This is a genomic window from Paenibacillus sp. EZ-K15 (assembly GCF_002573715.1).
GTDB lineage: Bacteria > Bacillota > Bacilli > Paenibacillales > Paenibacillaceae > Paenibacillus_AQ.
In genome coordinates this window covers 160,691-181,453 of record NZ_PDHM01000007.1, presented here as the reverse complement: position 1 = coordinate 181,453, position 20,763 = coordinate 160,691, and the positions used below count along the sequence as shown (strand labels likewise).

Genomic DNA, 20,763 nt, shown 5'->3' with positions numbered 1-20,763 from the left:
TACTTTTCTTCTATAAAAAATGCTTTACGCAGCGAGTTGAAAACGGTATACTTAAAGTAGATAATTTATGAAATTAGGTTTCACCTAGTGAAACCACAGAGGATTTGACTCACACTTTTATTCGATTTATGAAATGACTTAAGGAGGTTCATCAATGCCAGCAAAGGATCAATTCTCCATCTCCCGCAACCTCGAGGTGGGTGGTAAAAGTTACCGTTATTTCAGCCTGCAGGCGCTCGAAGAGCAAGGATACGGCAATGTATCCAAGCTTCCTTTCTCCATTCGGGTACTGCTGGAAGCTGCCGTACGTCAGTTCGACGGACGCGCAATTACCGAAGATCACGTAAAACTCTTGTCCAAGTGGAATGAAGGACGCGACAACAACAAGGAAATTCCGTTCATTCCTGCCCGTATCGTGTTGCAGGACTTCACCGGCGTTCCGGTTGTCGTTGACCTTGCAGCTATGCGTGACACCGTTAAAAAGTCCGGCGGCGACCCTAAACAGATCAACCCTCTCGTTCCGGTTGACCTCGTTATCGACCACTCCGTCATGGTTGACGCTTTTGGTACTGACCAAGCTCTTGAAACGAATATGAAGCTTGAATTTGAGCGTAACGAAGAGCGTTACCGCTTCCTTCGCTGGGCTCAAACGGCATTCAACAACTTCCGCGCAGTTCCTCCGGGAACGGGTATCGTTCACCAGGTTAACCTGGAATACCTTGCTTCCGTAGCAGCTACGAAGACGGTTGACGGTGAAACGCTTGTCTTCCCTGACTCCCTCGTAGGTACGGATTCCCATACAACCATGATCAACGGCCTTGGCGTTGTGGGCTGGGGCGTAGGCGGTATCGAGGCGGAAGCCGGTATGCTCGGCCAACCGCTGTATTTTGTAACACCTGAAGTTATCGGCTTCAAGCTGACAGGCAGCCTGGCGGAAGGCGCAACAGCGACCGACCTTGCCCTCACGGTAACCGAGCTTCTCCGTAAGAAAGGCGTTGTAGGCAAATTCGTAGAATTCTACGGACCGGGCCTTGCTAACATCAGCCTGGCTGACCGTGCAACGGTAGCCAACATGGCTCCAGAATACGGCGCTACCATCGGATTCTTCCCGGTTGATAGTGAAACCCTGGCTTATCTCCGCAATACGGGCCGCACCGACGAGCAGGTTGAACTCGTGGAGAGCTACTATAAAGCGCAAAACATGTTCCGTACGGCAGATACACCGGACCCTGAGTTCTCTGATGTAATCGAATTGGATCTCGCTTCGGTTGTACCAAGCTTGGCTGGACCAAAGCGTCCGCAAGACCGTATCGAGCTGACCAACATGAAACAAAACTTTAACGATATCATCCGTACGCCAATCGACAAAGGCGGATACGGCCTCAGCGATGAGAAAATCGCGGAAACCGTTAAAGTCAATCATAAAGACGGCTCTACCAGTGAAATGGGAACGGGTGCGGTTGTTATCGCAGCCATCACCAGCTGTACGAATACGTCAAACCCGAGCGTTATGCTCGGCGCAGGTCTCCTGGCGAAGAAAGCCGTTGAACGCGGCCTGACAAAGCCCGGCTATGTGAAGAGCAGCTTGACTCCAGGTTCCCTTGTCGTAACCGACTACCTCGAGAAGTCCGGTCTATTGCACTACCTTGAAGCTCTCGGCTTCTATGTTGCAGGCTATGGTTGCGCAACTTGTATCGGTAACTCCGGTCCTTTGCCGGATGAAGTGAGCGAAGCGATTACCGACAACGACATGACGGTAGCCGCCGTATTGTCGGGTAACCGTAACTTCGAAGGCCGCGTGCATGCTCAAGTCAAAGCCAACTACCTGGCTTCGCCGCCGCTGGTTGTGGCTTACGCCCTGGCAGGCACAGTGAACATCGACCTGCAGAACGAGCCGATCGGTTACGATCCGAACAATGAGCCTGTATATCTGAAAGACATCTGGCCAACGAGCGCGGAAATCCGCGAAGCGATCGGTCAAGCCGTTAGCCCTGACGCTTTCCGTGAAAAGTACGAGAATGTGTTCACCGCCAATGAGCGTTGGAACAAGATTCCTGTTCCTGAAGGCGAGCTGTACGAGTGGGACGATCAATCCACTTACATTCAGAACCCGCCATTCTTCGAAAGCCTCGGCAACGGCTTGAACGACATCCAGGACATCAAAGAAGCGCGCGTGCTTGCTCTCTTGGGCGATTCCGTTACAACGGACCATATCTCCCCAGCGGGTAACATTGCAACCAACAGCCCTGCCGGCAAATATCTGAGCGACCGCAACGTTGAACGCAAAGACTTCAACTCCTACGGCTCCCGCCGTGGTAACCACGAAGTCATGATGCGCGGTACCTTCGCTAACATCCGGATCCGTAACCAGGTAGCTCCAGGTACGGAAGGCGGCGTAACGACTTACCTGCCAACGGAAGAAGTGATGTCCATCTATGATGCTTCGATGAATTATCAAGCAGGCGGACAGAACCTCGTCGTTATCGCAGGTAAAGAATACGGTACAGGAAGCTCCCGTGACTGGGCGGCAAAAGGTACCTATCTCCTCGGTGTCAAAGCTGTACTGGCTGAAAGCTTCGAGCGTATTCACCGCTCCAACCTTGTGGGCATGGGCGTTCTTCCGCTCCAGTTCCAGGAAGGCCATGGCTGGAAGAGCCTTGGTCTGAACGGCCGCGAGACATTCGATATCCTGGGCCTCAGCAACGACGTGAAGCCAGGCCAGGAATTGACGGTTGTCGCTACGCGCGAAGACGGAACCCAATTCGAGTTCCAAGCTATCGCCCGTCTCGACAGCATGGTGGACGTGGATTACTACCATAATGGAGGTATCCTCCAAACGGTACTGCGTCAAATGATCGCATCGAACCAATAAGGCATTCTTATAGGTGATTTGGCCTTAGTAAAAAATCCCCATCATCCGCGCATGGATGATGGGGATTTTGTTATTTTCCGGTACTTCTTTCCTGAATATTGGAAACTCCGTTTCGAATGATGCCATGGAGGTTAATGGGTAAAAAACATTCGCGGAAATCCAGACCTAGGAGGAAGGTACCTATGATCAAAATACATACGATGACATCGCTCCATTATCAATACCAACGGCCGCAGCCGGTGGCTGCACCCAAAAGAGAGGAAGCAAAAGATAAGCCCCTCACCTTCCAAGAGATCCTCAATCAGAAAATAAAGGAAAAGAATATGAAGCTGACCTAAGAGACGCTTACCTATTATATCGTTGAGCCGTTACGACAAAAGGACCGTTTCCCCAATCGCCAAGATTGTAGGGAGCGGTCTTTTTGTTGGAATGAGGATTGAACCCCCTTTCCTTATATCCTTTGGCCTTGCCATGTAACGTATCGTTTCGTATATTTCGTCTCGTATCGTTTCGTTTCAATTCCCGTTTTCAAATGGTTGACCCCCGCATAAAAATAACCGGGCGGCTGTATCACATGGAGCCTCCCGGTCATTCAATAACTTATAGTGATGCTGTCCGCACTCCGGCAATAGAATGAATTAAATCATCATTCCCATTTCCCGTGCCGCCTCCATCAGGATTGGCGCATGTTCGCGGAGCGTTTCCGCTGACAGACGGGTGACTGGCCCTGACATCGACAGTGCTGCCGCCACTTGACCATTCCGGTCAAAGATCGGTACAGATACCGCAGCGGCCCCAGGCTCGCGCTCTTCGATGCTGATCGCGTATCCCTTCTCCAGTATTTCGGCCAGCTGCTGCCGGTAAACGATCCTATCAACTGACTCCGGCCAATCCGGCGCATTCAGCAGCTCCTCCTGATCGGCCGGTGGCGCAAAGGCCACCAGAACCTTGCTAGAGGCGCCAACCGACAACGGTAGTCGTACTCCGACCTGGGCGACCCGCCGAATGCCCTGGTTGCTCTGAACCGCTTGAATCCGAAGACGATCCGAACCGTCTCTTAAATACAAACTCACCGTTTCCCCAAGCCGATCCCGTAAGGCTTCCATCGCGGGCAAAAGGCGAATCGCCGGGTCGTCGCTTTGGGACAGATGCATAGACAGCTCCCATATTTTCAAGCCGAGCCGATATTTCTCCGTTTCTTTATTACGAACAACGAATCCTTTGTCTTCCAGCGTTGTTAACAGCCGATGTACAGTACTTTTATGTAATCCGATAAGGGTAGAAATCTCCGTGAGGGCAAGTTCACTGTCTTTCGTAAAACACATCAATATATCAAGTGCCCGCTCTACAGCACGCACCGTCAATTTACGGTCTTCCATCCCGACCAGCTCCTCTCCTGTTTCATTCTATGAAACCTGGTTACAAGAATTATATGAGAATTCTTCTCAAAAGTAAACCATGGAGACAGGGACTTTACAGTTGTCTTACAATCTATGGATTTGCATTGACTTTATAGGCATCCGGGCATACGATTATTATAATTTCAACTCTTTCATGTTAACGAAACATATCCAGACTATATGGTAAGGAGGGGCCACTTATGAGCACAACGACTGGTAGTAATGCCCCACTCTCCCAATTAAATGACACGCCAGCCGAACTGTCGACGGGCTTGGTTCGTTTAAAGCATATTATATTAGCGTTGTTATTATCTGTCGTTTTTTTCCTTGTTTTCTGTTTTATTGCGCTTCATGCTTATATTGCTTGGGTTTTGTCGAATCCAACGGTTGCTCCACTCTATTCCAACCCCAAGCTTGCTAAAGATATGAATTACGAGAATGTCACATTCCACTCCATTGACGGCAAACGAAATATAAATGGCTGGTATATACCGGCCGAGAATTCTTCGAAAACCATCGTGCTCAGCCATGGTTATGGCGCCAATCGGGAGGAAACCTGGGTACCGATGTACGATATCGCCCATTATGCGCATAACATGAATTTTAATGTGCTCATGTTTGATTACGGTTTTGCCTCCCAGACCAGCAAGGAAGTGGCGACCGGAGGCAAGGAAGAGAAACGCCAGCTACTTGGAGCCATTGAACATGTGAAGCAGCGCGGCGCGAAGCAAATTGTCGTCTGGGGCTTCTCCATGGGGGCCGGGACCGCACTGCAGGCAGGGCTTGAGACCAAGGATGTGGATGCCATGATTCTGGACAGCGCTTTTTTATTGGAGCCGGACACGCTTTACCATAATATTCACAACCAGATCAATCTCCCGCGTCATCCGTCCCTGGAGATTCTGGAGCTGCTCTTCCCGGTGCTCAACGGCACAAGCCTGGATCAGATCCCTTACAATGAGGTGAAGAAGCACGATTATCCGTTCCCGACCTTGTTCATCCACGGAACGAAAGACGATAAGGCACCTTACCCGATCGCCGAAAAGATTGCTTCCAATCAAACCCATACGGATTCGGATTCCTGGATTGTAGAGGATGCGCATCATGAGCTTATCTTCCGTGAGCACCCTAAAGAATACCTGCGCAGAGTATCCACCTTTCTAGGAAAACTCGAAACTCCGGATGAATCCTGATGCTTTTAACAAATGCACTTACTATAAATAGCCATTCATCATACGATCCATCTCCCCCCGCTGCTTTGATGCAGCGGGGGATTTTTAATTTCCCCCTCATAATACAGGCCGCTAACTGAATATAGTGTGTTTAGTGAACCTGATACTGGAGGGAACGGACATGTTATTTATTTACGGAGCGAAGCTCCCGATACGATTACTCGAAGAGATTCGCTATTGGAAGCATCAGGAAAGGAAGCATACCAGGCTCATCAAAGCTATTGTTCCGGATCTGGAGCCGGTCTATGTCAAGATGCTGGATCAATGGGCCGTGGTGTTCGCTGACACGGAAAAAGCGGCAGACGAACTTCTGCGTCACATTCTTCGTTATGACGGACCTCCTTCACCTCAAGTGCTGGCCCAGGTCGAGCAGCTGTTGCGCGCTTCCTGCGAGCAATCCAGAGAGTTCATCCGCCAGCTCCACGGATTGAAGGAGAATAGTGAGGCTGTTCAGAAAGTTCCGCTCGCCGCCACGGTCCTGCACCATGTGATTCGGGAGTCCGAATACTTCCTGAACACGCTGGAGACGCTCAACTCCGCCGGAGCGCTGGAAAGATTCATGGATGTGGATATGCCGATGCAGTCGATGACGCTACACGAGGCCACGTCTCCTCCGCCGTCCCCTCCCGAGGCCGAGCTATCCATTCAAGGCATGGGAGACAGCGGCGGCAAGGCTGTTCCGATTGGCGGGCACCGCCTTCCTCCACTGCCTTACGCTTATAATGCGCTGGAGCCTCATATTGACGAGAAAACCATGCGGATTCATCACGACATCCATCACCAAAGTTATGTCGACGGTCTGAACAAGGCGGAGAAGAAATTGGAGGAGGCCCGAAAAAGCGGTGATTTCGAGCTGGTGAAGCATTGGGAACGCGAGCTGGCTTTTCATGGTGCCGGCCACTATCTGCACACGATCTTCTGGAACATTATGAACCCGCGGGGCGGTGGCGAGCCTGGCGGGGAGCTAGCCCAACAGATCAAGAAGGATTTTGGAAGTTTCGACCGCTTTAAAAAGCACTTTAGCGAAGCTGCAGACAAAGTGGAGGGCGGCGGCTGGGCAATCCTCGTCTGGAGTCCGCGCAGCCATCGACTTGAAATTTTACAGGCCGAGAAACATCAGAATCTCTCCCAGTGGGATGTCGTCCCTCTCCTCGCTCTGGATGTATGGGAGCATTCCTACTACCTTAAACATCAAAATAAACGCAAGGATTACATCAACGATTGGTGGAACGTGGTCTACTGGCCGGAGGTTGCGGAGCGCTTCAAACATGCCAGTAAGCTGAAATGGAAGCCTTTCTAATTCAAAGCCTGGCTGGGCTGCTTCACATTGGTTAATATTGGGTATGATGTCTATAGCCCTCCTTACTTCATTATGGAGTTTAAGGAGGGCTTATCATTATTCAAGGGGGTGACTCATGAAACCGGGCACTTGGTCATGAGTCCAGAATTAGAAAAAGTAGTTCAAGCTAAGGAATAACCCGATCCTATTGTTAGGTCTTTTTTACCACATATCTGGTTATTTATTCGGTTGAATGCTACCATATGCTGGATTATGATATGACAGTGAGCTTGATATGCAGCTTCTACATTGCCTAGGCAAAAGGAAGAGAATCTTATGCGATCCATGCTAAGACTGCAAGATTCAGTTTGCCCGTAAGAGCAGAACATCACCACTGAAGGGATGGGTCAGTGTGAACAGTAGGTTCAAATCACGTGTTTTTATTTTTGCTTTTGTGCTTATCATTTTAATTGTTGGAGGATGCCAGCCAGTGAACAATAACCAAGCTACTACAGACGACAGCTCGGACGAAGTCATAACAAAGGCTAAAACCACAGCCGTTGAGTATTTTAAAGAGAAATACGACTTGGATGTAGAGATTACCAAAGAAGAGATGATGCCTTCGATCGTAGCGGACAAGGTCAACCTCGAAGGGTTTGTCGTAGATCATCCTGAACAAACCTTTAAAATATCCATTGATTTCAACACAGGCGAGACATCCAACTTCGTGATGAACCCGGAGCTCAGAAGAGCGATTAAGGGCGAGTGATGGTTGTGGCTGCCATTTGGCTGTAACTACAGGTTCTGATCCTGCTGAGTCATGTTAAGGAGGGAGTATATTTGAGTTCACCGCAAGTGGATGACGAGACATACCGATTGATGTCAGAAGCGGCTTATCTCGATCTAAAAAAAGAAGATACCGTTGAGGACTTGCCTGGATGGGAGGTCCTTGAGGACTATAAGAGCAACAGCGTATCAGGTTTTGATGCGGTAACTTTCTACAACAAGGAAACGAACCAGGCCGTTATCGCATACCGGGGCACCGAGGCAGGCAAAGATTTATCCCATGCTCTCCCCGATTATTTGGCTGATGCGGATATTGGCATTGAAGAGATCAAAAGAAAAATCCCGGAATTTCGGCCACCTTGGGCGGACCATGTGGACAAAGTCAAAGAAGTCACGGGGATTAACGATGTCACGGATTGGTTCGGTGAACAATCGAGGAAGATCGATAAAAAAACGGATATATGGGGAACCAACCAATTGTACCAAGCTGAGGATTATGCGCTGGAAATGAAGGAGAAATACAAGGGCGTTGATTTCACCCTCACGGGTCACTCCCTAGGGGGAGCTAACGCGCAATATGCTGCCGCCTATACGGGCATGTCCGCTGTCACCTTCAGTGCTCCATCGGTTATCGGAAGCCTCTCCCCTGAAGCCAGAAGAAAGGCAGAGAACGGGGAATTCGACTCTCAAATCATAAACTTCGCCCATCCTGGCGACATTATTGCCAGCGGTGCGCTCGGCGGCTTCGATGGCCACGTCGGTTCTACCTATTACATAGACTCCAGTTATAAAGACGCCAATGACGGGCTTAGTATAAAAGAAAAAATTGATAATACACTGGGCGGCCCCAATTATCATCAGCTTGACCGCTATCGATTCGAGGATGGCTACATCTCAAATCCTCTGTACGACGGCGCTACGGACAAAGCCGCTGATTCGCCCAGAATACCTGCCCATAGCAGTCTTTTGTTCGGCCTGGGTGGGCCGATGAGCCATTTAGGTTTAGGCGGCTCGCTGGCAGCTATAGCCGGTTCCGCAGGAGGCTCAGCTGGAACCATTCAGGTGACCCCTGCCGAGCTGCGAAGCGTAGCCGAGAAATGGAGAGCACACGCCCATCAAAGTGATGCCGAAATACAGGGAATCCGGCAGCGCCTCTCCAAATACATGTTCTCCAGCCACAGCAGGCGTCTGCAGCCGATTGTCCAGCAGCTGGATACATCCATCATGTCGATGAGTCAATGGCATCTGCAGCATACCACCGACATCGTTCAATATATTAAATTCAAGGCGGATTTATTTGAACGGACAGACAACAGCGGATAAACATCGATACGAAAACTACCGGGAGGGATGGAGATGAGTCGAGAGATTCTGCTGGAGCTTGATGATTTGCTTCAAGCCGAACGCGAGCTGTCAGGACTGCTGGCAGCCATTCGGGCCGACGAACAGGAGGCACGGGTCATGTACGCCCGTCTGCAGGATTGGAAGGGACAATCCGCCAATGTGCTGCGCGACCAGATTGAAACCTTCTTTATGGAGATGTCCCGCCGCATCCGGGATATCGAGGAGCAAAAACATGCACTCATCCAGTATGTGCAATATATGAAACAAGTGGATGGCGCTTCTTGAGGAACCCTTGCCCAACATCGATTATCATGAGCTCACATTCATTATTAAGCACAAAAAAAGGCTTCGCCTCCGTGGGCGAAGCCTTTTTCAATTGTCTGGATCATGGTTAGTCTTTAATCAAAGACAGAAATTCCGAACGCTGTGCAGAATCACTCTGGAAGCTACCACGTACAGCTGACGTGACCGTCTTGCTGCCCGGCTTCTTCACTCCGCGCGCGCACATGCACAGATGCTCGCCTTCCACAACGACCATTACGCCGTTTGGCTGCAGCGCCTCCACCATAATGTCCGCGATTTGCGAGGTAATACGCTCCTGTACCTGAAGACGGCGGGTAACCGCCTCTACCAGACGTGCCAGCTTGCTCAAGCCGGCGATTTTGCCGCTAGGGACATAACCGATATGGACTTTACCAAAGAACGGCGCCATATGGTGCTCGCACTGGCTGTAATATACGATATCCTTCACGATAACCAATTCCTCATGATTCTCGTCAAAGGTAACCCCGAGAACATCCTTGGGATCCACTTCGTATCCGGCAAAGATCTCCTCATACATCCGCGTCACACGGGCCGGTGTCTCAAGGAGTCCCTCACGCTGGGGATCTTCACCGATCAGTTTCAATATTTGCTCTACATGATACTCGATCTGCTCTCGGTTATCGCCGACTTTATTGTTTACATAATCCTTTACACCTGCCACAGTACATCCCCCTTTTTCGTTCCATATAAAAAGCAAACGGTTAACTTATAGCCGCTGTTAGCGGCCTTTTAAATAGAAATGCCCCTCCGTCATCCATTCAGACGGGAGTGGGCTTTCTTGCATTATGATTTGCGTTTACGGCCTTGTCCTTTACCCGGCACAGGCTGATTTTTCATCATTTGCTGTGCACGCTGCATCTGCTTGCTGTTCATGTTATACCCCATTTGTTTTGCCATCTTCTGCAGCATTTGCGGATCGTTCTGCATCTTTTCCAATTGCTTGCGCAAATAGAATACGCCGATGAAAAATCCGCCGACCAGACCCACGATCAATGTAATAATCGGAATGACAATATCCATCACTTGACCACCTTCTACTAATATCTGCCATTTAATGGCGCATACACGAACCTATCATAGCATGTCCTTTTCGTCACAGCAAATGAAAATAACAGATACATGGCAGCAGACAGGCCCGATGATACGCCTTGGTCAACTACGACCCTTTCCGGCCCGGCATGGCTCCTTCTATCGTTAACAAGGTGCGCTTGATTTCCGGACCGCCGGCATAGCCGATCAAGGCTCCATCGGCTCCTACCACCCGGTGGCACGGCACGATGATCGGAACGGGGTTCTTGTTGTTCGCCCCGCCAACGGCACGAACCGCTTTAGGACGCCCGATGGATTCGGCTACATCCTTATAGGAACAAACCGTTCCATAAGGAATGGACTTCAGCGCTTCCCATACCTGCAATTGGAATGAGGTGCCGCGCATGTCCAACTGTACGTCGAACGCCTTCAGCTCCCCTGCAAAATACTGCTTCAACTGCGTGATCGCAGGAGCTAATCTTGCCTCGTCACGCTGATAGCCGCCGTTACCGGCCCAGGTCCGTGACCACTGCTGGATGACCGCTTCTTTCACATAGAAGCTGCCAAATTCAATCAGACATAATCCCTTCTCCGTTGCGCAGACCGTCAGCGGTCCAATCGGAGATTGAAGTTCATCGTAATACAGCATTTCCGGTCCTCCCTCAGGGACGGCCATCGGCTCGACTCCCTGAATAACAGGACTTTCCTGTCCCGGCTTGTCCCCATTAGAGGAACCTGCAACAGGAGTGCTAGCGGAGGAAGCATCAGCTGCAGCCGCAGCTACGGCAGACGCTTCTTTCTCACTTGGTTCATTCAGTTTATTCAAGGCTTGCTGCAGCATATCTCGTACTTGGGAATCCCCTTCTGATTTCATGCTTTTCTCTAAGTTGTTCAACGCTTCTTCGCCTCCAATACGGCCCAGAGCCCATGCAGCGGTTCCCCGCAGCTCCGGGCGCGGGTCTTTCAGCAGTACTTCGCTCAGCTTCGGTACGGCTGAAATATCTTTAAAGTTGCCAAGCGCGATGACAGCATTGCGCTGAATCGGCTTTCGGCCGCGCCATGCGGCCGAAGTATCTCCGAATGCCTCCTTGAATTCCCGGTTACTCATATCCAGGATGGGCAGGAGCAGCGGCTTGGCTTTTTCAGGATCGGGCTTGAAGTCCTCTTGATGAGTCCAGTTCTTGCCCCGGTTCTTCGGACAAACAATTTGACAGGTATCGCATCCATACAGCCGGTTGCCGATCTTGCGCATGGCCTCTTCGTCCAGAAACCCTTTGGTCTGGGTCAGAAAAGAAACGCAGCGCTGGGCATTCAGCTGCCCGGGACCGACAAGGGCGCCGGTTGGGCAAGCATCGATGCATTTGGTGCACTCCCCGCAATCCTCAGTTACCGGCGTATCCGGAGGAAACGGGATGTTCGTTACCATTTCGCCAAGGAATATCCAGGAACCGAATTTCGGGGAGATGATGGAGCAGTTCTTGGCGCTAAAGCCAATCCCGGCTCGCTGCGAAACCGCCCGGTCGACAAGCGCGCCGGTGTCCACCATGCTTTCAAGCTTCGCATCCGGCACGCGTTCTTTAATGTATTCCTCGAGACGGCTCATGGCCTCCCGGAGCACCTGATGATAATCCCTTCCCCAAGCAGACCGCGCCATAATCCCCCTGTACTTGCCGGGCTCCGATTTGGGCGGGTTCTCCATCTTGGAGTGGTACGTTATTGCGATGGCGATCAGAGACTTCGGCTCCGTTCCGGGAAGGGCCGGAGTAACCCGCTTATCCAGATCCGACTCCTCAAAGCCCGATTCATACCCTTTATCCCGATGGTTTTGCAAAATTCCCTTCAGGGATTGGAACGGCTCCGCCGAAGCGAAGCCGATATCATCAATGCCGAGCTCCGGCGCAACGGCCTTGAGCTCCTGCTTGAGCTCCTCCCATACCGAAGGCGGAGGAGCGTACGAGCCGAGTGTGTAGGTCATTCTCCAGCGCCTCCTTTCCTGGGATGATGTTCTGTCTTTCAGTTACAGCTTTTTGATCTCAGACAACGGCCAGAAAATAAATTCGGCTCTGCCTACGATGTCGCTTTCCTTCACGCTGCCGAACATGCGGCTGTCCTTGCTCTTTCCAAGATGGCGGTTATCTCCCATAACGAAGTAGCGGCCCTCTTCCAGTACTATAGGCTCAAAGCCAGGATCCTCGATCGGGACATCGGTATATCCTTCCTGCTGTGCAACCCCGTTTACGTACAGCTTCTGGTCCTTTACCTCAATGGTATCTCCAGGTACGCCCACGACACGTTTTACCAGAAACTCCTTCTTATCCGGGCCATCACTCGGGTCCTTAAGAACAATAACATCGCCATGGCTCGGTGCTGAAAAGCGATATACCACTTTATTAATAAATAGCCGCTCCGATGCTACCAGTGTCGGCTGCATAGATTCACCTTTAACCATAGACAGGTTGAACACAAACATATTTAGAAGCACCATAATAACAAATGCAATCGCAATCGTCTTTACCCAATCCCAAAGCTCGGCAGCCCAGCCGTTTTTCTTGCCAGGTTGATTCTGAGGTTCGTTGTTCTCGCCATGCTCAGTTGAATCCGGAGAAATCACTTGTCCCATGCTACACCTACTTTACTTCGATTTCACCTCCGGAAAACGAAGGCGGCACCTTCAAAAAAGGTACATTAATAGAAAAGCATATCTCCCACCCATTTGCAACGGCTGAAAGATATGCTTCATATCGAAAAAATGTCGTTTCTTATCTCTGTCGAAGCTTAAAGCCGCCGTTTGCGTCGCTCGTATGTACCGCTTTTGTCATTACGACTATTGACCAAGGATACTGAGCTTCTGGAACGACCGCAGGATTTGGCTGGCACCGTATCCCATGGCTTCATAAAATGGCATGGCTGCGGCGTTGTGCTCGTCTCCGGCTACCATAATCCGACTGACTTTCCGTGATTGAAAACGCTGTTCCATTGCCGAAATCAAAGATTTGCCAATCCCTTTTCTACGATAGTCGGGATGAATGGCAATGCGGTAATAACAACCATGATTGCGTTCGATCGTACCGATTAAGGCACCAACGATTTCACCGTTTTCTTCAGCTACCATAATCAGATCGGAATCCCAAGCAAGCTGCCTGGAGAAGGGCTCCATCGTGTTTTCGTAGCATTCTTCCGATAAAGCAATCTGAAGTAGCTCGGTTACGGGGTTACAGTCACTCAACTGAAAGGAACGAACATGCATTTCAAAATCTCCCTTTTCGTTAGCATGATGCGGTTTACCCGGTTTACAAAAATCTAGTATTCCGTTTACGCAAACCTGACATTTATATTACTACAAAAAACCCGAAAATCCTCTTTCCTTGTCCATTAAACCACATCTTTCTCGTAAATTCACGAGTTTTCTTCTGAAAGCGCTTTATAGGAAGCGTTTTCATCATTTTAGCTGGATAAAATTCCATATTTTTGTTGAATGCTAGGTTTGTTTCCTGCTGCTAAACCATTAGCTCACTGTTAAAATAGGCCCATTAATTTCCAGGGGTTTTCTTTCTTATTTAAGATTTATACTTCGATAAAATAACCAAACTTCTCCCGTTCCACCGAGGATAAAGACAAGTAGTAAAAAACAACAGCGTCCTCTCGGCTATGTGCCTCTGAGGAACGCTGTGTTTTTTGATCATGATATTTACTTACTGGAGAACGACGGTGTCGCCCACTTTCAGCCCTGACAAAACCTCGACTTTATCCAGCGTCTGCAAGCCGGTCTCGATATCCTGCCGTTCAATCTGGCCGCCTCCCTTGTCCACCATGACATAGGAGGTGCCTCCGTCCGTCATAACGGCAAGTTTAGGAACTACAACCGCCTTATCCTTCCGTTTGGTTACAATGTCTCCGTTTAGCGTCAGCCCACCGATCAAACGCTCTTCCTTCGGCAGCGAGATGATCACCTTAAACTGCGGTGCCTGGGAAGTTTGCTTCTCCTGGGCCGTCGTCTCGGCGAATTTAGCTACTTCCAGCACCTTTCCCTTCAGCTTTAGATCCTTGATGGACGGCATCTTAACCTCAACCGCCATGTCCGGCTTAATGCTGAATATATCGTTTTCCCCGACAAATGCCACTAATCGAAGAGAATCCAGGTCGACGATTTTGCCGATATACTGGTTCGCCGTCATCGATTGCGGCCGCTGCTGCGTCGGGTCGAACAGAAACAGGCCTGTTGCAGGTGATAAGTATGTAGCTTTCTTCAGCCTGTCATTCAAGTCGGCCATCGTCTGGCGCTCAATATCGTTAGTAACCTCGTCCAGTTGACTGCTCAGCCGAGCATTTTCCTGATCTGCCAGCATTTTAAGGCGTTCGGCCTCCGTTGCTAAAGCCGGGGCGCTATCGAGGTCCTGATTTAACGTGAACTCCTTCAGCTCCTTCTCCAGCTTCCGCTTCTGCAGCTCGGCTTCCTTCTGCTGAAGCTGCTGGCGAATGGCCGTTTGCTCTAATTTAAAAAGCGCATCGCCTTTCTTGATCTGCTGACCGTTCTCAACGTTCCAGGACTCCACTTTCGCTTCAAAAGGTGCGTACACATTGGTCTCCCGCCCGTATTCGGACGTTCCCTTGACCTGCACGGTCGAGACGATGGTTTCCTCCGTTACGGGAAATGTGATGACCTGCGGCTCTTCCATCATGGGAATCTCGGGTTCTTTCGGTTTGACCTGTCCGTATCCCCAATATCCCACCAAGCCCAGCACGGCAACGATAACCGTCCATTTTATGATTTTTTTTATCATACCGATTTAGCTTCCTTTCCGATGCTCATTATCCTAATCCCGCTTGATGGCCAGAAGTGCATTCGTTCTTGCTGCGCTGATCGCCGGATAGATCCCCGAGAAGATTCCGGTCATCACAGCGAAAGCAATGCCGATGGGCAGCGTCTCCAGCGTAACCGCAATTTGCAGCCCTGACATGCCCGCCGAAGCCATGATGAATGAATTCAGTCCCTTGATGATCAAAAATGCGAATACGATGCCAAGCAATCCGCCAAGCAAACCGAGCAGGCTGGCTTCTACGATGAACATGTTGCGGATTTGCGGCATATTCGCCCCAAGGACCTTCATGATGCCGATTTGCCTACGCCGCTGATGCGTAGACATCGTCATGGCTACGATGATTGATATCGAGGCCAATAACAGGATAAATACGCCTATGCCGAGAGCGATCGCTTTGAATGTATCCAATTGGGAAGCGACTTGATCACGCATGGCCAGATTGTCGCTCGCATTCAGCGCAAGTTTTGAGATCAAATCCTCAAGCGGTTTAATACTCTGCAGATCATCCACTTTGATGGTTAGACTATCGTATACCCGCTGTTTCGAAGTTGTTCTATTTTGCAGGTTCAAACTGTTTGTTAGCCATTCCGCCGTATCAAAGGAAATATAGGCCTGACGATCGTAGAACGCAAACTGGGCATCTCTCCCCGTAGGCACGTCCAGCACGCCTCCAACATAAAGCTGTGGGCTAAGCTGTTTCTTGTCTGCGTCCATCGACTCCAGCTGAATATTTTTGCCGTTCATTTCCGAAACGGTGCTCTCATACATCTGATATTCTTCCCATAGCTTCGGGTTATTGGGATCGGTACTTATCATATTCATCAATCTTTCGCTCGTCTCTGCATCCTTCCATCCGGTTGTTGCTCCGTAATTGAGCACCATCGCACCGATCTGTTCAAGCGCGCCACCTTCCTTGAACCTGTTACCCTGCTCTTTGAGCTTTGACAGGTCCACGGCCACGACGTTGAAGCCGTCGTTTACCAGGTTGTCGGACGAAATGGCTCTAAAATACCCGAGCTGCTTGGAGGCTATAACGGATTTGACATGATCAAAGCCCTGAATCACCTGAACTTTATCATCCGTTAGCAATCCCCGGTCAGCTCCGGCCGCGGGGCCGCTGCCTTCTCCTTGCCCGCTTGAGCCCTGTGGAGTCACCGTAATTTCGTCAAGCTTCATGCCGCCTATAATTTCCGTCTCCAAATAATTCTGGGCGCCGTTGCCAATGCTGATCGCTACGATAATAGCCGCGCATCCAATCGAAATACCAGTCATGCACAGGGCTGTCACCACTTTACGACGTTTAATCTGTCCCCATGCCAGCCGTATGCTGTCTAAAATTATCAGCTGACCTCACCTGCCCCCTCCGTATGAACCGGGACCCCAGGCAGGGACGAGGGGCCGTTTGGCCCCCGTTGAACTGCTGCTGGCGTCGTATAGTCCTCCGGCTGAACCAGATAACCGTCACGGAGCATAATCGTTTTTTTCATTTGGGCAGCGACTTCCATCTCGTGAGTAACGATGACAAATGTCGTTTTCATGGACTCGTTTAGCGCCATCATAATTCGGATGATTTCCTCTTCCGTTTTGGTGTCCAGGTTACCCGTCGGCTCGTCCGCAAAAATAACGGAAGGCTCGGTAATCAACGAGCGCGCAATACTAACGCGCTGCTGCTGTCCGCCTGACAGTTGGGACGGGTACAGTGAAGCCTTATCACCGATCCCCGTCATCTCCAGAAGCTCCATCGCTTTCTTCCGGCGCTTGGACGGAGAAACGGATTGAAAGACGAGGGGAAGCTCCACGTTTTCACGAATCGTGAGCGTCGGGATCAGTTCATAGGCCTGAAAAATAAAGCCGATATGCTTGCGCCGGAAGACAGCAAGCTTGTTTTCCCCGTACTTGACAATATCCTGATCGGCAATATAAATATGGCCTTCCGTCGGCTTCATCAGTCCTGCCATCAAGTTGAGCAGCGTGGACTTGCCCGACCCGGAGCTGCCCAGCAGGGCAATCATCTCTCCCTTCTGGACTTCGAACTCGATATTATGGAGCACCTTTAACACTTCGTTACCGTTCTTAAAGCTGTGCGATACATTTTCCAAACGCAACATGTTCGCTATTCCTTTCCGGTTCTTAATTTAACTCTCCTCGTCAGGAACTGCTGTAGGCGTGAATATCAGATTGTAGCTTTGACTGCCTAGCGTGATCCGCTCATTCTGGAATTCATCCACCAGGGTCAAGTTAAACCAACCGCCTCGAAGTTTTTTGTATTGCTCATCCGACAGCTCGATCGACATCGACCGGGTGCCTGGGACCTGAATATCGGTTCCTGGCGTGAGCGTGCGCTCCTGTGTCTGCCCGAGGTTGTCCTTGATGATTAAAATCAGCTTGTGGCCGGAGTCCGCCGCAATGATGCTCTCGCTGCGTTTTACATCAATCGTGATATTCAGCGGAATAGATGAGCTGCCTTCCTGCAGATGTCCTACCGCTTTCGTAACCGAAACGTGGTAAGGATACCAATCAAGGTTTGTCAGTCCGGAGCTTATGGCAGGTCTGATCGGATTCAGCATCAATTTTTTCATGCCCATGACACCGGTAGCGTCTTTACCTGTTTCAGCAAGCTTGCCTCCGGTCATCGCCGTACCCAGAGCAAGCCCCAGTTCGCTTGCAGCCCCCTTCGGCACTCTGGCCCAAAAGACAATCGACTGCTTGGATCCTGGCTGAAGCGAGGCTTCAGGCTGAATGGTTTCCGCTTCATAGATCTTTCCATCCGTGCTTTGGAAATACCCCTTCAGCACCGCTGCTTGAACGCGGCGCTGCTCATTGCTGGTCAGCAAGAACTCGGAATAGACAATATCGGAGTCCACACCTTCATAGATGACCGTCCGCCGTTCCTGCGCCTCTGCGCGCTTACCAATCGCGGTAACGGTATACGGCTTCCCTTTCTCCAAAGTGCTGATCGACTGCGTCATGCCGGACGTGGTCATGGTAAGGAACGACGTTTTGGCCGTATCCTGCTGCGTAAACAGCTCGAAGCGAAGCGAACGGATATCCTTGGTATACGGGATCCGCGCCATGACATATACCTCGGTTGATGACCCCGGGGAAATCAGGGAACCCTGCTCCTCCGCAATAACCTCCGAACCAGCCAGACTTGTTTTTTCGTCCGCTGTGACGTTCACTTTAAGCTCAGGCAGCGGCAGCGATTTGGATTCCTGAGTATTCCGCAGACGCAGCTTCGCAACGATCAGATCCTGATCCTGCCATGGCAGGCGCTGGATGGATTCCAGCGTGTACGCAAATCCTTTGGCCGTCTGCGCGTCGTACTCCACACCGATAGATGATTTGCGTTCCGTTTGATAAGGGATGGCAAAGTATGCAATCGGCAGGGTCAATGACTCCTGGACCTCGGTGGTCGGCTCACCGGCCGGTTCACCCGAGCTCGCCGGCGGTTTAGATGAGCTGGCTGGTCCAGATGTCCCGATCATTTGCAGCTTCAATCGGTCCTGCTTGAGATCTAGCGGGAGCGTTATTTCCATCACCATCGTTTTCTCTTCCCCGGGACGCAGCGTCAAACCCGCTTTGTTATCCGGAGTGTAAGGATGGAAGGAGCCTTCGGATGCTTTAATCGCAAATTCGTAGGCCGGAACCTCCACCGATTTTTTCCCTTTATTCTTGAAGGCCATCTCGATATTCCATATGCCCTGCCCCCCTGAGGCACGCAGCGAAGCTTGGCGGATTCTGGCATCGACCGGAATCCCCTTGATGGTCAACTTCTTGGCCGCGCCCGCCGCAACATCCCACTTTGGAGCTGTTGCCGCAGGCAGCTTGAAGGATGCGACCGGCAACGACAGCTTCAGCGTTTCATCGTTTTCGGTCCACAGGAAATGCAAACCGGTCGTTTTAAGATAAGAGGGAACTTCTGTTATGTAATAAACCAGTTTCTTTTCTTTCGGCTGAACAGGCACACCCTCAGCCCCTGCCTCATGACGCAGAAGGAACGAACTGCCGCTTGCCGTCGCCAAATACGGTTCGAACCCCCGATCATTCCATACCTTTCCACCATGGTTCGTCATATACATCCCGACTTTGGCGATGACTTTGCCGTCATACTTGATGATCTCCAGTGATTCAGCCTGTACGGTAACCGGAGTGCCGCCCAGATTCAGCTTGGAGCTCGAACCAGATGGTACGGCTGCTGTATAATTGGCGGGCATTCTGTACGTTCCGACACGCTGCAGGTAACCTTTGACTTGCGGATTCCATACGTCCATCACCAGCTTCATGCCGGACAAGGAGCTGCTCTCGGTCTTCGCATAGTAGGTTACACTCAGGCTTTGCCCGGGCTCTACCTTCTTCTTGGCCAGATCCTTGGATATGGGATTGGCCGCCGTCACGGAACCGCCGGGAAGCACCACCTTGGGAAAATAAGATACCAGGCGCGCTGCGCTTTTCCCCCCGTTTTTATAAGTCAGTGTAAATACCGCCACATTCGTGCCGGTCTGCTGCCATACGTCGGCATGGTCAAGCTTTGCCGTGACGTTGTTGCCAAGCTGCACGCTCCAGGCCAGCGCTGCACCCTTCTGCGCAGTCGACTTCGTGATTTGCGATGGCTGTGTCTTAGTTGCTGCAGCTTCCACTTGCGGTGCCGCAGCCAGAATGGCAGCCATCAGAATGGCAGTCACTCTGAGCTTTGTACTATTCATGTTATGTACCGACTCCTTTCTACCTCGACATATCCCTTCTATATCGACGTTGAAATCATAGATTTTTTCAAGACTATATATATAACGACAAGTTTCACAGAAAAGTTTTCCAATTATTATTCTTTGCACTGAAACTACGTTCCTTCATGCAATAAATCAGCCCTCTCGGACTTTTCAAACATAAAAGTTGATTTAATCACCCAAAACGGTTTAATATATGTAGTGTAGCCGGATTACATATTACGTCTCCGGGATGATAAAGACTTCCTGATGAAGGAAGACCCTTTCATCATAACCAAAAACTAAATTTACAGGAGGTTTTTACTATGGCATTTCAATTACCAGCACTTCCTTACGCAAACGACGCGCTCGAGCCTCATATCGACGCACAAACGATGGAGATCCACCATGATCGCCACCATAATACCTACGTAACCAACCTGAACGCTGCTCTTGAGAACGCTCCTGAGCTTCAAGGCAAATCCCTTGAGGATCTGATCGCTAACCTTGACGCTGTACCGGAAAGCATCCGCACAGCGGTTCGCAACAACGGCGGCGGCCATGCTAACCACTCCCTGTTCTGGGAAGTTATCGGACCAAACGGCGGCGGAGAACCGACTGGCGCATTGGCTGATGCCATCAACAGCGAGCTGGGCGGCTTCGACAAATTCAAAGAAGATTTCGCAAAAGCGGCTACAACCCGTTTCGGCAGCGGCTGGGCTTGGCTCGTTGTTAAAGACGGCAAACTGGCAGTAACCAGCACACCGAACCAAGACAGCCCGATCATGGAAGGTCAAACCCCTCTCCTCGGCCTGGACGTTTGGGAGCATGCTTACTACCTGAAATATCAGAACAAACGCCCTGATTACATCTCCGCATTCTGGAATGTAGTGAACTGGGAAGAAGTCGGCAAACGTTACGATAACGCGAAATAATATCGCTTAACTAAAAACCGATATCATACTAAAAAGGCT

At 50.5% G+C, this 20,763-nt stretch carries 18 protein-coding genes; 8 read left to right on the top strand and 10 right to left on the bottom strand.

The features are described from left to right. The first annotated feature begins 154 nt into the window (after positions 1 to 154). Together acnA and CRG97_RS33185 are read left to right on the top strand one after the other, a co-directional pair. Complete coding sequence (gene acnA, locus CRG97_RS04460) at positions 155 to 2,872, top strand: aconitate hydratase AcnA (RefSeq protein ID WP_098741940.1); 2,718 nt, start codon at positions 155 to 157, stop codon at positions 2,870 to 2,872. A gap of 182 nt (positions 2,873 to 3,054) precedes the next feature. Beyond that, positions 3,055 to 3,210: a hypothetical protein gene (locus CRG97_RS33185; protein ID WP_202618867.1), complete on the top strand. Its 156-nt coding sequence runs from the start codon at positions 3,055 to 3,057 to the stop codon at positions 3,208 to 3,210. A gap of 300 nt (positions 3,211 to 3,510) precedes the next feature. Here the strand turns inward: CRG97_RS33185 and CRG97_RS04455 are convergent, their stop codons facing one another. After that, on the bottom strand, positions 3,511 to 4,251 hold the full coding sequence (locus tag CRG97_RS04455) for an IclR family transcriptional regulator (protein ID WP_071220874.1): 741 nt from the start codon (positions 4,249 to 4,251) through the stop codon (positions 3,511 to 3,513). A 221-nt stretch (positions 4,252 to 4,472) separates the two neighbouring features. Here CRG97_RS04455 and CRG97_RS04450 point away from each other — a divergent pair, with 221 nt between their 5' ends. From CRG97_RS04450 to CRG97_RS04430, 5 genes are all read left to right on the top strand, one after another. Then, on the top strand, positions 4,473 to 5,465 hold the full coding sequence (locus tag CRG97_RS04450; protein ID WP_098741939.1) for an alpha/beta fold hydrolase: 993 nt from the start codon (positions 4,473 to 4,475) through the stop codon (positions 5,463 to 5,465). Positions 5,466 to 5,625: 160 nt separating this feature from the next. Further along, positions 5,626 to 6,804, top strand: coding sequence for a Fe-Mn family superoxide dismutase (locus tag CRG97_RS04445; protein ID WP_098741938.1), 1,179 nt, complete (start codon positions 5,626 to 5,628; stop codon positions 6,802 to 6,804). Between the two features lie 469 nt (positions 6,805 to 7,273). After that, positions 7,274 to 7,552 carry a hypothetical protein gene (locus tag CRG97_RS04440; protein ID WP_098741937.1) on the top strand — a complete coding sequence of 93 codons (279 nt, stop codon included), beginning with the start codon at positions 7,274 to 7,276 and terminating at the stop codon, positions 7,550 to 7,552. Positions 7,553 to 7,623: 71 nt separating this feature from the next. Continuing rightward, positions 7,624 to 8,892 carry a Tle-like phospholipase domain-containing protein gene (locus CRG97_RS04435; RefSeq protein ID WP_098741936.1) on the top strand — a complete coding sequence of 423 codons (1,269 nt, stop codon included), beginning with the start codon at positions 7,624 to 7,626 and terminating at the stop codon, positions 8,890 to 8,892. 33 nt (positions 8,893 to 8,925) lie between these two features. Then, positions 8,926 to 9,198: a hypothetical protein gene (locus CRG97_RS04430; protein WP_076325903.1), complete on the top strand. Its 273-nt coding sequence runs from the start codon at positions 8,926 to 8,928 to the stop codon at positions 9,196 to 9,198. 106 nt (positions 9,199 to 9,304) lie between these two features. Here the strand turns inward: CRG97_RS04430 and folE are convergent, their stop codons facing one another. The 9 genes from folE to CRG97_RS04385 all read right to left on the bottom strand — a co-directional run bounded on the left by folE (position 9,305) and on the right by CRG97_RS04385 (position 19,789). Then, positions 9,305 to 9,898: a GTP cyclohydrolase I FolE gene (gene folE / locus CRG97_RS04425; protein WP_098741935.1), complete on the bottom strand. Its 594-nt coding sequence runs from the start codon at positions 9,896 to 9,898 to the stop codon at positions 9,305 to 9,307. A gap of 122 nt (positions 9,899 to 10,020) precedes the next feature. Continuing rightward, complete coding sequence (locus tag CRG97_RS04420) at positions 10,021 to 10,257, bottom strand: YneF family protein (RefSeq protein ID WP_098741934.1); 237 nt, start codon at positions 10,255 to 10,257, stop codon at positions 10,021 to 10,023. 136 nt (positions 10,258 to 10,393) lie between these two features. Then, on the bottom strand, positions 10,394 to 12,241 hold the full coding sequence (queG, locus tag CRG97_RS04415; RefSeq protein ID WP_098741933.1) for a tRNA epoxyqueuosine(34) reductase QueG: 1,848 nt from the start codon (positions 12,239 to 12,241) through the stop codon (positions 10,394 to 10,396). Between the two features lie 42 nt (positions 12,242 to 12,283). Further along, positions 12,284 to 12,886: a signal peptidase I gene (gene lepB / locus CRG97_RS04410; protein WP_098741932.1), complete on the bottom strand. Its 603-nt coding sequence runs from the start codon at positions 12,884 to 12,886 to the stop codon at positions 12,284 to 12,286. Between the two features lie 204 nt (positions 12,887 to 13,090). Continuing rightward, on the bottom strand, positions 13,091 to 13,513 hold the full coding sequence (locus tag CRG97_RS04405; protein WP_076325907.1) for a GNAT family N-acetyltransferase: 423 nt from the start codon (positions 13,511 to 13,513) through the stop codon (positions 13,091 to 13,093). Positions 13,514 to 13,958: 445 nt separating this feature from the next. Next, entirely contained in the window at positions 13,959 to 15,047 is a 1,089-nt protein-coding gene (locus CRG97_RS04400; RefSeq protein WP_098741931.1) for an efflux RND transporter periplasmic adaptor subunit, read from the bottom strand. 33 nt (positions 15,048 to 15,080) lie between these two features. Next, positions 15,081 to 16,358, bottom strand: coding sequence for an ABC transporter permease (locus CRG97_RS04395; protein ID WP_237566290.1), 1,278 nt, complete (start codon positions 16,356 to 16,358; stop codon positions 15,081 to 15,083). Between the two features lie 68 nt (positions 16,359 to 16,426). Continuing rightward, complete coding sequence (locus tag CRG97_RS04390; protein ID WP_098741929.1) at positions 16,427 to 17,194, bottom strand: ABC transporter ATP-binding protein; 768 nt, start codon at positions 17,192 to 17,194, stop codon at positions 16,427 to 16,429. Between the two features lie 27 nt (positions 17,195 to 17,221). Beyond that, on the bottom strand, positions 17,222 to 19,789 hold the full coding sequence (locus CRG97_RS04385) for a hypothetical protein (RefSeq protein ID WP_098741928.1): 2,568 nt from the start codon (positions 19,787 to 19,789) through the stop codon (positions 17,222 to 17,224). 326 nt (positions 19,790 to 20,115) lie between these two features. On the opposite strand from CRG97_RS04385, the gene CRG97_RS04380 reads away from it, so the two are divergent. Continuing rightward, on the top strand, positions 20,116 to 20,724 hold the full coding sequence (locus tag CRG97_RS04380) for a superoxide dismutase (protein WP_098741927.1): 609 nt from the start codon (positions 20,116 to 20,118) through the stop codon (positions 20,722 to 20,724). Positions 20,725 to 20,763: the final 39 nt, after the last annotated feature.

Coding starts and splice junctions, on each gene's coding strand:
- acnA (WP_098741940.1), top strand. CDS start 155: ATGCCAGCAAAGGATCAATTCTCCATCTCCCGCAACCTCGAGGTGGGT.
- CRG97_RS33185 (WP_202618867.1), top strand. CDS start 3,055: ATGATCAAAATACATACGATGACATCGCTCCATTATCAATACCAACGG.
- CRG97_RS04455 (WP_071220874.1), bottom strand. CDS start 4,251: ATGGAAGACCGTAAATTGACGGTGCGTGCTGTAGAGCGGGCACTTGAT.
- CRG97_RS04450 (WP_098741939.1), top strand. CDS start 4,473: ATGAGCACAACGACTGGTAGTAATGCCCCACTCTCCCAATTAAATGAC.
- CRG97_RS04445 (WP_098741938.1), top strand. CDS start 5,626: ATGTTATTTATTTACGGAGCGAAGCTCCCGATACGATTACTCGAAGAG.
- CRG97_RS04430 (WP_076325903.1), top strand. CDS start 8,926: ATGAGTCGAGAGATTCTGCTGGAGCTTGATGATTTGCTTCAAGCCGAA.
- CRG97_RS04420 (WP_098741934.1), bottom strand. CDS start 10,257: ATGGATATTGTCATTCCGATTATTACATTGATCGTGGGTCTGGTCGGC.
- queG (WP_098741933.1), bottom strand. CDS start 12,241: ATGACCTACACACTCGGCTCGTACGCTCCTCCGCCTTCGGTATGGGAG.
- lepB (WP_098741932.1), bottom strand. CDS start 12,886: ATGGGACAAGTGATTTCTCCGGATTCAACTGAGCATGGCGAGAACAAC.
- CRG97_RS04405 (WP_076325907.1), bottom strand. CDS start 13,513: ATGCATGTTCGTTCCTTTCAGTTGAGTGACTGTAACCCCGTAACCGAG.
- CRG97_RS04400 (WP_098741931.1), bottom strand. CDS start 15,047: ATGATAAAAAAAATCATAAAATGGACGGTTATCGTTGCCGTGCTGGGC.
- CRG97_RS04395 (WP_237566290.1), bottom strand. CDS start 16,358: ATGACTGGTATTTCGATTGGATGCGCGGCTATTATCGTAGCGATCAGC.
- CRG97_RS04390 (WP_098741929.1), bottom strand. CDS start 17,194: ATGTTGCGTTTGGAAAATGTATCGCACAGCTTTAAGAACGGTAACGAA.
- CRG97_RS04385 (WP_098741928.1), bottom strand. CDS start 19,789: ATGAATAGTACAAAGCTCAGAGTGACTGCCATTCTGATGGCTGCCATT.
- CRG97_RS04380 (WP_098741927.1), top strand. CDS start 20,116: ATGGCATTTCAATTACCAGCACTTCCTTACGCAAACGACGCGCTCGAG.